The organism is Erwinia sp. MYb416 (assembly GCF_037479575.1).
Taxonomy (GTDB): Bacteria; Pseudomonadota; Gammaproteobacteria; order Enterobacterales; family Enterobacteriaceae; genus Erwinia; species Erwinia rhapontici.
On the sequence record NZ_JBBGYT010000438.1, the window covers coordinates 1,654,619 to 1,668,999 of the forward strand.

Annotated in this window: 14 protein-coding genes and 1 pseudogene; 7 read left to right on the forward strand and 8 right to left on the reverse strand. The window is 51.0% G+C overall.

Going from position 1 to position 14,381, the window contains the following annotated elements; translation table 11 throughout:
* Positions 1 to 26: 26 nt before the first annotated feature.
* Positions 27 to 617: a tail assembly protein gene (locus tag WH277_RS17400; RefSeq protein ID WP_339506036.1), complete on the forward strand. Its 591-nt coding sequence runs from the start codon at positions 27 to 29 to the stop codon at positions 615 to 617.
* A gap of 179 nt (positions 618 to 796) precedes the next feature.
* Here WH277_RS17400 and WH277_RS17405 read toward each other — a convergent pair whose 3' ends face one another.
* Positions 797 to 1,009: a hypothetical protein gene (locus WH277_RS17405; RefSeq protein ID WP_339506038.1), complete on the reverse strand. Its 213-nt coding sequence runs from the start codon at positions 1,007 to 1,009 to the stop codon at positions 797 to 799.
* Positions 1,010 to 1,187: 178 nt separating this feature from the next.
* Between WH277_RS17405 and WH277_RS17410 the strand changes: the two are divergent.
* Positions 1,188 to 4,260: pseudogene (locus tag WH277_RS17410) on the forward strand (host specificity protein J).
* On the forward strand, positions 4,260 to 4,787 hold the full coding sequence (locus WH277_RS17415) for a hypothetical protein (RefSeq protein WP_339506040.1): 528 nt from the start codon (positions 4,260 to 4,262) through the stop codon (positions 4,785 to 4,787). The pseudogene WH277_RS17410 and the gene WH277_RS17415 overlap by 1 nt, the downstream one beginning before the upstream one ends.
* A gap of 250 nt (positions 4,788 to 5,037) precedes the next feature.
* Here WH277_RS17415 and cor read toward each other — a convergent pair whose 3' ends face one another.
* Complete coding sequence (cor, locus tag WH277_RS17420; RefSeq protein ID WP_339506041.1) at positions 5,038 to 5,295, reverse strand: phage exclusion lipoprotein Cor; 258 nt, start codon at positions 5,293 to 5,295, stop codon at positions 5,038 to 5,040.
* A gap of 156 nt (positions 5,296 to 5,451) precedes the next feature.
* On the opposite strand from cor, the gene WH277_RS17425 reads away from it, so the two are divergent.
* The 4 genes from WH277_RS17425 to WH277_RS17445 all read left to right on the forward strand — a co-directional run bounded on the left by WH277_RS17425 (position 5,452) and on the right by WH277_RS17445 (position 9,118).
* Positions 5,452 to 6,024, forward strand: a complete 573-nt coding sequence (locus tag WH277_RS17425; RefSeq protein WP_339506043.1) for a hypothetical protein — start codon at positions 5,452 to 5,454, stop codon at positions 6,022 to 6,024.
* 284 nt (positions 6,025 to 6,308) lie between these two features.
* Positions 6,309 to 7,205 carry a hypothetical protein gene (locus WH277_RS17430; RefSeq protein WP_339506045.1) on the forward strand — a complete coding sequence of 299 codons (897 nt, stop codon included), beginning with the start codon at positions 6,309 to 6,311 and terminating at the stop codon, positions 7,203 to 7,205.
* A complete protein-coding gene (locus WH277_RS17435; protein WP_339506047.1) occupies positions 7,202 to 7,585 on the forward strand; it encodes a tail fiber assembly protein in 384 nt (127 codons plus the stop codon). The genes WH277_RS17430 and WH277_RS17435 overlap by 4 nt, the downstream gene beginning before the upstream one ends.
* A gap of 636 nt (positions 7,586 to 8,221) precedes the next feature.
* Positions 8,222 to 9,118: a LysR family transcriptional regulator gene (locus WH277_RS17445; RefSeq protein ID WP_339506048.1), complete on the forward strand. Its 897-nt coding sequence runs from the start codon at positions 8,222 to 8,224 to the stop codon at positions 9,116 to 9,118.
* A gap of 2 nt (positions 9,119 to 9,120) precedes the next feature.
* On the opposite strand, the gene WH277_RS17450 is transcribed toward WH277_RS17445, so the two are convergent.
* From WH277_RS17450 to WH277_RS17475, 6 genes are all read right to left on the reverse strand, one after another.
* Positions 9,121 to 10,269 carry a CMD domain-containing protein gene (locus WH277_RS17450; RefSeq protein WP_133845066.1) on the reverse strand — a complete coding sequence of 383 codons (1,149 nt, stop codon included), beginning with the start codon at positions 10,267 to 10,269 and terminating at the stop codon, positions 9,121 to 9,123.
* Between the two features lie 234 nt (positions 10,270 to 10,503).
* Positions 10,504 to 11,310 (reverse strand): putrescine export ABC transporter ATP-binding protein SapF, encoded by an 807-nt coding sequence (sapF, locus tag WH277_RS17455; RefSeq protein WP_133845064.1) that lies wholly within the window; start codon positions 11,308 to 11,310, stop codon positions 10,504 to 10,506.
* Positions 11,310 to 12,302, reverse strand: coding sequence for a putrescine export ABC transporter ATP-binding protein SapD (sapD, locus tag WH277_RS17460; RefSeq protein WP_133845062.1), 993 nt, complete (start codon positions 12,300 to 12,302; stop codon positions 11,310 to 11,312). Before sapD ends, sapF begins: the two co-directional genes overlap by 1 nt.
* Entirely contained in the window at positions 12,302 to 13,192 is an 891-nt protein-coding gene (gene sapC / locus WH277_RS17465; protein ID WP_133845060.1) for a putrescine export ABC transporter permease SapC, read from the reverse strand. Before sapC ends, sapD begins: the two co-directional genes overlap by 1 nt.
* A gap of 420 nt (positions 13,193 to 13,612) precedes the next feature.
* Positions 13,613 to 14,053, reverse strand: coding sequence for a putative T6SS immunity periplasmic lipoprotein (locus tag WH277_RS17470; RefSeq protein ID WP_339506052.1), 441 nt, complete (start codon positions 14,051 to 14,053; stop codon positions 13,613 to 13,615).
* A complete protein-coding gene (locus tag WH277_RS17475) occupies positions 14,053 to 14,304 on the reverse strand; it encodes a hypothetical protein (protein ID WP_339506053.1) in 252 nt (83 codons plus the stop codon). Before WH277_RS17475 ends, WH277_RS17470 begins: the two co-directional genes overlap by 1 nt.
* Between the last annotated feature and the right edge of the window lie 77 nt (positions 14,305 to 14,381).

Here is a 14,381-nt window from a genome sequence, read left to right on the forward strand (position 1 = left end):
TGAGCGGCTTTTTTTATGGGTGGAATATGCAGGAAAAAATGAGAACAGTACGCCTTTATGGTGTGCTTGGGGCAACTTTTGGGCGGGTACACCGTCTCGCAGTGTCCACGCCAAAAGAAGCGCTTAAAGCACTATCTGTGATACTCCCAGGCTTTGAACCGTTCATCAATAACAGTAGGCGCAGGGGCCTCGCTTACGCGGTATTCAGTGGTAAGAGCAACCTGACGATTGACGGGCTGAATACTGACAATAGTGATCGTGATATTCGTATTGCTCCGATGATTATCGGTAGTAAGCAGGCTGGGGTTTTCCAAATCATTGCAGCCGCAATTATCGCTGTTGTGATGTGGTGGAACCCAATGGGGTGGTCTGCGGCAGCGTATATGGCTGGGTATGCGGCCGCAGCATCCATGGCAATTGGAGGTGTGATCCAAATGCTTTCACCGCAACCCAAAGGCCTTGCCAGTAAACAGGACGCTGACAACCAGGCTTCTTATGCGTTTGGAAGCGTGACTAACACGGCCGCACAGGGATATCCCGTTGCACTTCCCTACGGAAAGCCAAGAATCGGCGGGGCCATTATATCCGCCGGGATTTATGTCGAAGACCAACAGTAATTGATAGGTGAGGAATAGGCGTTTACTTGACACTCCAGGGTGAAAAATATAAAACCTATTTTTTAATGGCTTGTGAATTTATTTTAATCACCCCATTAAATATATTTAAGGTGTTTTCCATGATGTTAAGTATCATTACGTTGCAGATCCAACAGGCGACCATGTAGGTCGCTTGTTGATTAAAGTCTATTATTTATAAGGTTGTTGGCGCCGTCGAAAACCTCCTTAAGTATCACTTCATCTTTCCATTGCTCTATCTTTTCATCAAGAGCAGATTCGATATCAATTTTCTGATTTTCAGAAAGATGCTGGAATACTAGAGTTAACAAAACCTCTGCTGACTTCAATCGTTGTTGCAATATCTGCAACTCTGATAGTTCTTCATATGACATTTTATTCCCTTATCTAGAGGTAATCAGCCTTACCTCATTATGGTAGACGACCGCGACCCAAACATGAACGCGCTGAAAATTCAACATAACCTTATTTTTCTATCAGAAACATCCTGATATCCGATCAGTACTCAACCTTTAAGGCTGCCTCCGGGCGGCCTTTTTTCATGGGCGCATTATGGTAACAGCTAACGCTATTAAAGGCCGCAAAGGTGGCAGCTCCTCTGGCCGTACTCCCGTCGAAAAACCTGATGATCTCCAGTCTGTCGCTAAAGCAAAACTATTGCTTGCCCTCGGTGAGGGTGAGCTTGAGGGCGGTTTGACTGATCAGACAATTTTCCTCGATGGCACACCGCTGAAAAACAGAGACGGATCCAGTAATTTCAGCGGCGTGGTTTGGGAATTCCGCCCGGGAACACAAGCACAAACTTATATCCAGGGTATGCCCGGCACTGAAAACGAAGTCAGTGTTGGCACTGAGGTTAAAAGTGATGCTACCTGGTCCCATACCTTTACCAACACGCAACTGTCTGCAATTCGTCTCCGTCTTAAGTGGCCGTCCCTGTTTAAGCAGGAAGACGATGGGGATCTAGTTGGCTACTCAATACGCTATGCCATAGATCTGCAAACAGATGGCGGTTCGTTTGTCACAGTCGTCAATACGGCAGTAACTGGCAAAACCACTTCCGGCTATGAGCGCAGTCACCGCATCGATTTGCCGCAGGCTGGAAGAACCTGGACGGTGCGTCTGCGCAGGATGACAACCAACGGTAACAGCGCGAAAGTTGGCGATGCAATGACGCTTCAGAGCTACACGGAAGTGATCGACGCCAAACTGCGCTATCCGCACACCGCACTTCTTTATATCGAATTCGACTCCAGCCAGTTTAACGGTTCAATCCCTCAGATTTCATGTGAACCCAAAGGGCGGATCATCCGTGTTCCGGATAATTACGACCCGATCGGTCGCACTTATGCCGGGACTTGGTCAGGCGTTTTTAAGTGGGCGTGGACTGACAACCCTGCGTGGATTTTTTACGACATCGTGATCAGCGACCGCTTTGGCCTTGGCCAGCGCCTTTCTGCCGCGAACATTGATAAATGGGAACTATATCGCGTTGCGCAGTATTGTGACCAGCCAGTGCCGGACGGCAAAGGCGGTAATGGTACGGAACCTCGCTATAAGTGCGATGTTTACGTGACTGGGGCGGTAATCAGATTGTGGCGCTGGCCGATATGCCGCGTGACGTCGACTACAGCTACACCCGCGCCAACGTGATTGATGGCCTGTTCACATACTCGAGCAGCACCACCAAGACTCGTTACACCACTGCCCTGGTATCCTGGACGGATCCGGGGAATGGCTATGCAGATGCAATGGAGCCGGTGTTTGAGCAGGAGCTTGTAGCGCGTTATGGCTTCAACCAGCTCGAGTTGACGGCGATCGGCTGCACCCGACAGACGGAAGCAAATCGCAAGGGGCGTTGGGGCATTCTGACCAACAACAAAGACCGCGTTGTGACTTTCTCCGTAGGCCTGGATGGCATGATCCCGCAACCGGGTTACATCATTGGCGTCGCTGATGAACTCCTGTCAGGGAAACCGTACAGCCGATGCAGTGGCTGGTGATCGGCTGATTCTGAACCTACCGAGTGGCGCTGCGCAGAGTCGTACTATTCAAAGCGTAAACGGCCCGGTAATCACCGTGACGGTGGCATATAGCGAGATACCAGAACGCGAAAGCGTTTGGGTTGTTGAGTCTGATCTGCTGTACGCGCAGCAATAATGACAACACCTTCACTATTTCAGCCGCTTATCACGACCCGGATAAATATGCCCGCATCGATACCGGCGCAATAATTGATGAACGCCCGATCAGTGTTGTACCGCCAGGCAGCCAGTTACCGCCTTCCGGTATCACTATTGAGTCGTATTCGGTGGTTAACCAGGGCATCAGCGTACAGACCATGCGTGCGGCGTGGGGTGAAACGGCTAACGCCATATCTTACGAAGCGCAATGGCGGCGCAATGAGGGCAACTGGGTGAGCGTAGCCCGCAGCTCAACGACGTCCTTTGAAGTACCTGGCATCTATGCTGGCCGCTATGTTGTCCGCGTTCGTGCCATTAATGCGGCGGAAATTTCGAGCAGCTGGGGATATTCGGGTGAAATCACGCTGACGGGCAAAGTTGGCAATCCACCCAAGCCGGTTGGCCTGGCCGCTATCGGTATCAACTGGGGTATTCAGTTGAACTGGGGTTTCCCGGAAAACACGTCAGATACCCTGAAGACGGAAATTCAGTATTCAGTTAACAGCGACCAGTCCGATCCGTTGCTGCTTTCTGACGTGCCATATCCGCAAGCCACATACACACAGATGGGGCTGAAAGCTGGTCAGGAGTTCTGGTACCGGGCGCAACTGGTCGACAAAACAGGCAACGAGTCCGGCTACACAGAATGGATCAGGGGCATGGCCAACAATAATGCAGATGATTACCTGGGCGATATCACGGGTAACTTCCTGACCGGGAAAGATGGTGACAGGCTGACGAGCAACATTGAGATGAACCTTGAAGCCATTCTCCAGAATGCGCTCAGCCTCGGTTCTACCATCGATCACCAGTTCGCCGTGATGGGTACAGTCAAAGCCGACATTATGACTATCAGAACGACGATAGCCGAAGTTGATGAAGCACTGGCCGAGCTATCAACAACAGTCCAGGCGCAAATCGAAGACGTCACCGCAACGCTTGAAGATAAGCTGACTGCGGTCGTTGATGGTGACGGAGCATCGGCGGTTTACACGCTGAAAGCAGGCGTTCGCATCAATGACGTTGTGTATAACGCGGGTATGTCGATTGCAGTATTGGCAGAGCCGGGTCAGCCTGTTGTAACCCGTGTGGGCTTCAATGCTAATCAATTTGTTCTGATGTCTGGCTCTGGTGATACGCAGTTCTCTCCCTTTGCAGTAAAGGATGGGCAGGTGTTCATCAGTAGCGCCTTTATTCAGAATGCAACAATAACCAGTGCACACATTGCTGATGCCGCAATTACTCGGGCAAAAATTGCCGAGGTTATTCAATCAGAAAACTATGTGCCGGGTAAAACTGGCATGGCTATTAATTTTAAAACTGGAGAGTTTGAGCTTAACGGAAGTGTTCAAGGGGAGGGGCGTTTCTCCATTACAAACCTACGGTCTGTATCATTTGACGAAGAGGGTTTCCCTTCTGCCGTTATGGGGAAAAGATTATAATGACATTTGGACTTCAAACATTCGTCAAAGGCACTTCATATGATGTTGTGAATTCTATGGACTTCAATTTTGTGTTTGATATATTCAACGCAAATGCAGGATCTGGAAGTCGTAGTTACAATAATTTACCTTCCTGCTCCTTTGAGCTTGTGCCCATATCAAATCTTGCTAGTACTGGAAGCAGAACATTTTCGTTTAGCCAGTCAGGTAAGACAGTTACATGGTCTAGCAGTACGGCAGTTAAAGTGGCTGTTATAGCCACGCCAAAAGTAGGAGCTGAATTTCCCGAAAATAATTTCGGGTTTAGATATTACAAAAATAAGATTCCATATTTATCCCCTAATTTCGTGCCGTTTTCTCTTGTTCAGGTGCTCAATGTCACCCCATCGACAGGGGCGATAATCCGTACCAACGTCCCTGCTGGGAAAAATGTTTTGGTGTTTCATCGCGGCGTTAGCGGGATTGATGATTTCTGGTACACTGAAACCACTCAGGCAGGTTTTGTAGCATTAGACGTTGCATTTTAAAAAACACTCCAATGGCAATTATGAGTACGGTTTCAGGGAACCTCAATTTACAACTGGGAGGATCAGGATACAGAAGAATATTTACAGCACCTGCCGCTGGTTGGAGTGGAACACAATATGAGGCGTCCACGATGGGTTATCGTTATATTAACGATATTATGTCAGGTTCGCCTCCAGGAGGCTGGCGAATGCCTTATGTGGGTTATATTGATACAGCTATCTATGATCAGTATTATAAGTCTGCATTGGGTTACTGAGTTACCTTATAAGCTAATTTATCACACTCTCCAGTGTACGTGAATGAACCACGCTTCACCCATTCATAACCGAATACAGAACCAGATCGGTATTCTTTATCGTTGACACCCTGCCTGATATCAAATACGGGAATATCATAATCCCCACGAGAAAGATGAGCAGTGTTGTGGCAGATGGGGGGTGTATTTGTCACGCATGAAGCTGAGGATACAACCACCAAAATCAGCAAGCTTTTACGAAGAATTTCCATTTCTCACCCATAAGTAAAATTAATGAGAATAATCTTACAGTATACGTAACAAAATGCTTCTTTTTTTGCGATTGCGATTCTTTACCCCCGCCTTTAACTCAAATAACCGCAGCAGCCCAACCCTCCATGGAGGGTTTTTCGTCTGGAGAAAACTCTATGCCAGCAGGTACTATTGCATTAACTAATAACTCAGCAGCCGTTACGGGGACAGGGACTTCATTCGGAACTGAACTGGCTGCGAATGATTTCATTGTGGCCACAGTCGGCGGTGTCACGTACACCCTTGGTATTGAGTCTGTCGACTCTGCAACGGCACTTACGCTTTCAAAAATTTATGACGGCCCAACAACAGCCACCGCAGCCTGGACGCCTTTGCCGGCTGCCGCAATGTCACTAATCAGTGCTCAGACAGCCGCGGATGTGGCGCGAGCGTTGCGTGCTGCCAATTTTGACAAGGTAAACTGGCAGCAAGTGTTCAGTGAACTCGGCGACATCACAGTGACGCTCTCTGACGGTAGTCAGTTTTCTGGCCCAAGCTGGCGAAAAATTTCCGAATTGCTCGCAACCCTGGACGTCGGCAGCATTACTGAGATTGCAGCTCAAATTCATGCTGATGCGGAACAGGTCGCATCTGATAGTTCTATCGCAGAGAGCGCAAAGACCGATGCTGTTTATGCTAACGAGAATGCGCAACAAGCAAAGCAGATGCTCAGGCTGCAAACACTTTAGCTCAGCAAGCAAAGACCGACGCAACCACCCAGGCAGGGATAGCCACAACTGAAGCTGATCGCGCTAAAACTGAAGCTGACCGGGCTGCGGCATCGAACCCCGATAACTCACTGCTGAAAAGCCAGAATCTAAATGATCTCCCGGATAAATCTGAGTCTCGTAATAACCTGGAGGTATACTCAAGGGCAGAAGTAGACGCCAAAGGTGGGGGATATGTTGGGCGTACGTTCTGGCACCCACTGCGTACATCCGTGCCGGGCGGGGACTCTCCTGGCGATGGTCAGATGGTCAACAGAACGGGTACGTACGCGTCTTTGTGGGCTGAATGCGCAGCTGGTCGGCTGCCAGTCGTTGCCGATGAGGTGTGGCTGGCCGATCCGACGAAACGCGGTTGCTACTCAAGCGGGGATGGCTCAACAACATTCCGCTTCCCCGATTATAACGGCGTTCAGCCAGGCTCTATACCTGCGCCCGTAATGCGTGGTGATGGTGGGTTGACAGACGGGACCATTCAGCAGAACGCTGCGCCAGCAATCCGAGGCAGTCTTGGCGGGTATTGGCGAGCAATTGGTACACCTGATGGTGCTTTTGCTGCGAGCGCCCCGGTTAGTAGCAACACCGCAGGCACAGCAACACCGACTTACACTGATACCAATTTTGACGCCAGCCGTTCAAACCTTGCTTATGGCCGCGACGGCGCACTTGAAGTTCGCGGTAACAGCATTGTCGGTTGCTGGGTTATTCAGTTTGCCGGGGTCGCTAATAACGCTGGCAGCATTGATGCACTGGCTCTATCCACGCGGATTGAACAGGTTGCGCAGTCGGTAGCTGCTGTGGCAGCGAGGATTGACAGGGCGACCATTGTGACCTCCACAAATTTGGCGCTGGGTAGTCGCACTGTTTTTGATAACCCCTTCGGCAATAGTACGCCGGTAATCACGCTTTGTGAGGTCTACCACGCGACATTGTTGAAATGGATTCCCACTATTTGGTCAGTAGTCACCACAGCAGAAGTAGGAGGGGTTGTGGCATCATATTCAGAAGGAACAGGAATTGTGGTGCGCGTCGCACCAAATGCATACGTCCTTCGCACGGCAATGAGCGGCACCAGCGAAGATTTCGCCGCCAACTACGCCACTCCAAGTCCTATTAGAATCCACGTATGGAAGGTGCTGCCATGATTATCTATCTTTCGAAAGACGATTACAGATCGTTTGGTTTTTCTGCATCTAACTGGGGCGGCAATACACTTGAAGTAGAAGTTCCTGACAACTTTAGCGGCGGCAACAAGACGTATAATCCAGATACCCGGGAGTGGGTTGATGACCCCGTACCGGAGCGAGATTACGCAGCAGAAGCCAACGGCCAGCGGCGTGAACTACTCAGCCTTTATTCTGCGACGATTGCGAACTGGAACACCGACCTAATGTTGGGGGATATCAGTGACGATGACCGGGCCAAACTGGTGGCCTGGCGCAATTGGCGTAAAGCCGTTGAGGCTGTCGACACGTCTATCGCATCAGAAGAAACCCCAGTAGAGTTTCCAGTTTCCCCCGTATAAATACATCAACTTATTCTACTGGAAGTGTTTTTTTGACGAATTAAATAGGGCCTGTAGATGATCGCCATCAGCTACAAGTGCTCGCTACATGTTTGAGATAATTGGAATTTGCTCACATATATTATTGTTTTTATTTGAGAAGATATGCATAAATACGACTTTGTTAGGTGAAAATAATGTCAAAAAAGCAATAGCTTACATCCGATTCTCCTCTTCTTCTCAACAGTATGGCGACTCTAAAAGACGTCAGGATCGGCTTATAGATGAATGGATATCACATAACCCTGGATATGAGTATACCCAAATAAATTCCTTATCAGATCATTGCCCTGACAATTTTCCCCTGTTATCCGGTTGATCATTCTCGTTAGTCATACTGTATATCCAAACAGTATTGAGGTGAGCATGGGTAGGCGAGATGACATTCCGTTAGCATTCAGAGAAAGCATAAAAGTCGAGGCAAGCGGGCGGCGCACGGTTGCTACAGCTGACTTTGTGAAAGCCCTGGTTGCTGTAAATCACCATGTCATTAATGCTAAATACGATTCATATGAAAATTATGTTAGTACACAACTTAGTACATATGTGTTAATTTACATTAAATTATTTGTTTTAAGTTGATGAATTATAAATAAAATGGATATAAAGCAACTTATTTATCTGTGTAATCTAGAGCGCGAGCGCCACTTTGGTCGCGCCGCCGAGGCCAGCTTTGTCAGCCAGCCTACGCTGTCGATGCGCCTGAAAAACCTGGAACGTGAGCTGGGACTGTCGCTGATTAACCGCAGCAATAACTTTGATGGTTTTACACCGGAAGGGGAACGCGTGCTGTCCTGGGCGCGGGAAATTGTCTCGGTTTATCAGGGGCTCAAGCTGGAGGTGGAGTCACTCAAACACGGCGTTAATGGAACGCTGCGTATTGGTGTGGTGCCGCAGTGCAGTATTTCCCTGCCAGTGATGCTGAAGGCGATCGGCGATCGTTACCCGCAGCTCGACTATCGTGTGGCCGTACTCAGTGCCGACCAACTGCTGGATGCGCTGAACAGTCATACCGTGGATGTAGGAATTGGCTTCTTTGAGCTGGCTACACTGCGTGAGCTGCATTTCCAGGCGGAAACCCTGGACGATAACGGCGTTGAGCTGCTTTATCATCCGCAGCATTTTCCTCAGTTACAGGGCGATGAGCCGCTGACACTGAAAGAAGTGGCCGCGCTACCGCTCTGCCTCGCTGAACAGACGCGCTATTTCCGCCGCTATATTGACGGGCACTTTCGTGATGCGGGGCTGACCCTGCGTGTGGTGCTGGAAACCACATCCGTCTTTCAACTGCTACAGGGTGTTCAGGTCGGGCTGGGATGTATGGTGTCGCCGGTCGGGCATCTGATTGACGGCATGACCAGCGGGTTGCAACGCCGCCGGGTGGCGATGCCGCCTATGTCCCGACAGGGGGCTGTGGTCATTGCTGAACCAGGGCGTGCTACGCCGCTGGCCCAGCATTTCTTTGATGAAGTCCGGCGCTGGTTAAAGGACTAGCGTTATTCGCCGTTAATGCCCAATCCCTGCATCAGCCGGTTACCCCAGCTGGCTGCCGCCACACTCAAAATAATATCGAATATCTGCGCACTGTTCAGACCCGCGTCTTTCAGCGGCTGAATATGGGCGGCATTCACTCTTTCTGGTGAACGTGTCAGCTGTGCTGCCAGTGAAATTACCGCCTGTTGCAGGGTATCCGCTACGCTCACAGCCTGTTCCACGCTCTCCTGTAATGCCGTCCGCCATTCGCTGCCTGCGGCATAACGTTCAAAACAGCTCACGCTGCCGTTGATACGTGAAGTGACTGCCGCAGCCAGCGAGGAATCGTTGCTGCTGCGTGCCGCCTCCAGCTGGTTGATCAGACGGCCCCAGCCATACAGTGCTTTGCCATCATGGGCAAACAGCCATGCGCCTGTTTCAAGTTCGGCCAGTGGCTGGCAGAAGGTGAGCGCTTCCAGCTGTTCCGGCGCTGCGTAGCGTAACTCCAGCGGCGGCAGCGCAGGGCGCCAGAGGAGGGAATTCAGGAAGTTTTCGCTGGCGGCATCCGGTGGAATGGTCACGCCGGGCATCCAGCGTACGGGCAGCGCCATCAGGGCATGAACCCCGGCGACAACGCGTGCCTGATAACTCACAAAACCGATAATCTGACCGAGCGTGATAATATCCGGCGCGCTCAGGCCGACATCGTCAAGCCGCTGCACGGAGAGGGCATCAATCAGTGTTGGCTGGCTGGCAAGCTGGCGTGCATATTCGGTGATTTGTGTCAGGCGATGATTGCTCTCACGTGATGAGTCTGGCCCCGGAAGCGGATTGAGGCGTGCAGCATAGTGATTGCAAAGACGTTGCACCCCGGTCACCTGCGCCACCGTCAGCGCACTGCTGAGGCGATCGTACAGTGTCAGCGTATGGCTCAGGGTGGTGGTGAGTTCCGATGGGAACAACAGTTGATAGAGATCGCGCGAAGCCAGCAGTGCGGGTTGCACCTGCTGTAATAAGGTGTTCAGTTCTCCTTCTGCCTGCTGCGCCAGACCCAGCAAAAACCGGTCTTCAATAGTGGCAGCTTCAGGCATCAGCGGTGCGCGCTGGGCGGGCAGGCTGGTCTGGGTTTCATGATACCAGTGGTTGTTGCCGGTAAAGCGGCGCTGTTCCATGATCATTCCTTTTCGGGTTCAAAGGCTCGCCGGGAGGGCGCCAGGAAAAGGCACCATGACCAGCGGGCCTGAATGTCATGGTTATCCTGGCGTAAGGCGCAACACGATAGAAATAATGATCTGTGCTATCAAATAGCTGAATGGCATATACCCTTTTTTACCCGTCATACTTCAAGCCGTAGCTGCGTTGGCTGCATCCGTTCAACCTGGTCACAGAGTGATTGTTGATAATACTTAGCGGTCTCTGCGCCAGGCATCAGCCGTCAGGGCTTCACCAAAATGGCTGGAGATAAGACGCTTCGTCAGGTCATGCAGCGGGCAGGCCAGCACATCGGCCGTGCTGCCGCGTTCGACAACTTCACCCTGGTGCATGACCAGCACCTTGTCGCTGATATGTTTCATCATTCCCAGATGCTGAGTGACGTAAATATAGGCGATCCCGTGTTTATCCTGCAGTTCCAGCATCAGGTTAATCAACTGAGACCGCATCGACATATCCAGCGCCGCCAGCGCCTCATCAGCAACAATCACTTTAGGCTGTAAAATCAGGGCGCGCGCCAGCCCGATACGCTGCTTCTGACCGGGAGCCAGCATATGGGGGTAGTAGGATGCGTGATCGCGCAGTAACCCGACCTGGCGCAGCGTGGCGATAATGCGTTTCTCCCGCTCGGCTGAATTCAGCTCAGTATTCAAACGCAGTGGAAAATCGAGGATCTGGCTGATGCGCTGACGCGGGTTCAGCGAGGTTGACGGGTCCTGGAAAATCATACGAATGCGCTGGCTGCGGTAACCGTAATCACCGTACTCCAGCGCATGGTCGTCAATCACGATCTCTCCGGCCGTCGGTGCGATCATGCCACTGAGCATTTTTGCCAGTGTCGACTTTCCTGAACCGTTCTCACCAATTATCGCCAGCGTCTGACGTTCCTGTAACGTGAAGCTGATCTCTTTGACCGCCTCGACGTGCTGACGTCTGAACAGACCGGTGCGGTAGCGATAGGTTTTACTCAGATTGCGCACTTCCAGCAGTGTATCAACCATTACTGACTCTCCATATTCAGCGGGAAGTGGCAGGCAAAAAGATGGCTTTTGCTGCCTGAAAGGCGCGGCGTTGCCATACAGTCTTTTTGCGCGTAAGGACAGCGTGGGCCAAGGCGGCAACCAATCGGCAGGTGTTCCAGCGAAGGAATGGTGCCTGGCAGCGTATTCAAACGACTCTTGTGCGGCAGAGAACGACCAAAATCCGGCATGGCGCGGATCAGGGCCTGAGTGTAGGGGTGGTGCGGCGCCGTAATCAACTCTTCGCTGACGGCGGTTTCAACGGTCTGTCCGCAGTACATGACGTTAATCCGATCCGCCCAGTGGCTGAGCATTTGCAGGTCATGACTGATCAGCAGAATAGTGGTGTTGTTATTCTGGTTCAGACGCGACAGCAGGCGGAAAATCTGCGCCTGCGTGGTCGGTTCCATGGCGTTGGTCGGTTCATCGGCAATCAACAGGCGCGGCTGATTGGCCAGCGCAATGGCAATCATCACTTTCTGGCATTCGCCATCTGTCAGCTCGTAAGGGAAGCTGCTCATGATGTCTTTATGATCTTTGATCCCCACGCGGTGCAGCAGCTCAATGGCACGGCGGTGGCGCCAGCCGAAGCGCTGATACCAGCGGCCTTTCCATGTCCAGCCGGGGATCGCCTGTTTTAACTGGGTGCCGATACTCTCAGATGGATCAAGGCACGACTGCGGCTCCTGAAAAATCATCGACACATTATGGCCGACGATCTTACGCCGTTCACGCGGCGAGAGGTGCAGCAGATCGATATCATTAAAGCGCATACGGTCGGCGGTGACGCGCCAGTTGTCGTTAGTGACGCCACAAATCGCTTTGGCAATCAGACTCTTCCCCGAACCTGACTCACCCACAAGGCCGCGAACCTCGCCTTCCGTCAGCGTAATACTTACCCGATCCACGGCTTTGACCGGGCCATCGGCCGTCATAAATTCAATGGTCAGGTTACGAATATCGAGTAGCGGCATTATTCAACTCCCGCATCGATGGCACGGCGTACACCGTCACCCAACAGGTTAACGATCAATACGCTCAACATAATGGCTGCACCGGGTAACATCACGGTCCAGGGCGCAACATAAATCAGTTCCAGCGAATCGCCCAGCATGGCGCCCCATTCTGGCGACGGCAACTGTGCGCCAAGATCGAGGAAGCCGAGAGCGGCAATATCGAGAATGGCCATCGACAGGGCGCGGGTAAACTCCGTCACCAGCAACGCCAGAATATTGGGCAGAATGGCGTACCACAGAATATCCAGACTGCTGGCCCCATCAAGGCGCGATGCCACCACATACTCTTTTTCCAGTTCGTCATGCACCGCACTGTAAATAGCGCGCACCAGACGCGGCAGGATGGCGAGGTACACCGCCAGCATGGCATGTTCCAGCCGCGGCCCGAGAAACGCGACGACGATTATCGCCAGCAGCAGAGAGGGGATCGACAGGAGTGTATCGAGCACATGATTAAGCGCCGCAGAGCGCAACCCGTGGGTCAGACCGGCCAGCACACCGAGCACCATGGCGCAGACGGAAGCCACCAGGGTGACGACAATCGCCGAGCCAACGGTGGGAGCAGCACCGCTCAGCAGGCGGCTTAACAGGTCGCGGCCCAGGTCGTCGGTGCCGAGGAAGAAGGAGACATCGCCGTAATGCGACCAGGACGGCGGCAGCAACTGATAGCCGAGAAATTGCTGATCAAGCCCGTAGGGGGCGATCAGGCCGCCGAAAATGCACAGCAGCAGCACGGCGATAAACGCATAGAAGCCGATCATCGCCGTGGTGTCACGGTAAAACAGCCCCCAGGTATGACGAAGGGGGCTGGGCGGTCGCTTCTCAGCGTAAATATTATCGGTGGGCATGAGTTTTCACTTCAATTCTTCTGGGTGTGTTGTCGTCTGCTATGGTTTTTTGATTCATATCATAACCTTAGTCTGCATCATCCCTTGATCGTCTCGTCATGTCAGTTTTTTTATCTCAGGCGACGTGACAATTTTCACTGTGCTCGCTGAAAAGCACAGCCTGTAACGATCAGCATAGGCGATTATCCTTCGATATCACTGTCGCAAGCAAGGGAACTCCGGCAGCAATTTATCCTCCTCACGGCACGAATGCTTCTCGGGTCTTATCGGTATCTGTTTCGGTCGAACGGTAGCCGTTTTAGTCGCCGCGTGCCGATAGTTTGCACAATCGAGCAGTCATCAAAATTTTGATTATCTTCATAACACATCCATTGTGATGGTTAAGATGAAAATGGCCCCAAACCCGAGGCCAGATTGTCATTATTGATAATCCTCTGCATCAGGGATAGGGACTGAATAGTCACGAGGATTGAAGGGATAGGGCACACCATTGACTATTTTGAACTCCGACATAATAAACCGGCGCTGCATCACCTTTGTCGGTGAGCGCAAGGCAATATCAACATTCACTTCACCTTTTTTTGGGAAATGATAGTAAGTCTGAGGGATACACAATTGGTCGTTTTCAATTTTCAATGCAGGAAGCTTTCTGTTAAAACCCGATCTCTCTGGAGCATTGCGATCTCTTATTGAAATATAGTGTGCATAATAGTCACTAGCGTTTTTTATTTGGAAACAGTATCCAGCAAAGTTTTTAGAAACGGGTGCTGTTTCATACTGAGGGAAGTATTCTCCAAACAATCCGCAACTAACAAGCAACGAAGATAACAGGATGGGACGTAGCATTTTAATTATCATCATTATATGCTCCATGGGAATGATCTCAGCGTATATTGATATTGGCGTAATAGCTCTTTATCGGATAATTCATCACAATTTTTACATGTATTGTTCGATTCCCAATCACTGCGCCCGCCGGGTTGCCTCAGAAGATAATAATCAGCAATGATCGATGCCTGTTGTTCCATACGATAGGTACTCAGTGGCCAGCTGTCTAAGGCATACTTATAGGATACCAGCCAGCTCAAACCCTTGGTTCCCTTATCAAACATAACCGCTCCTTGTTTCATCTATGGTAATTATCTTGTCAATATAGCAAATTCATTTCTTGCATCTTCATAACACAACG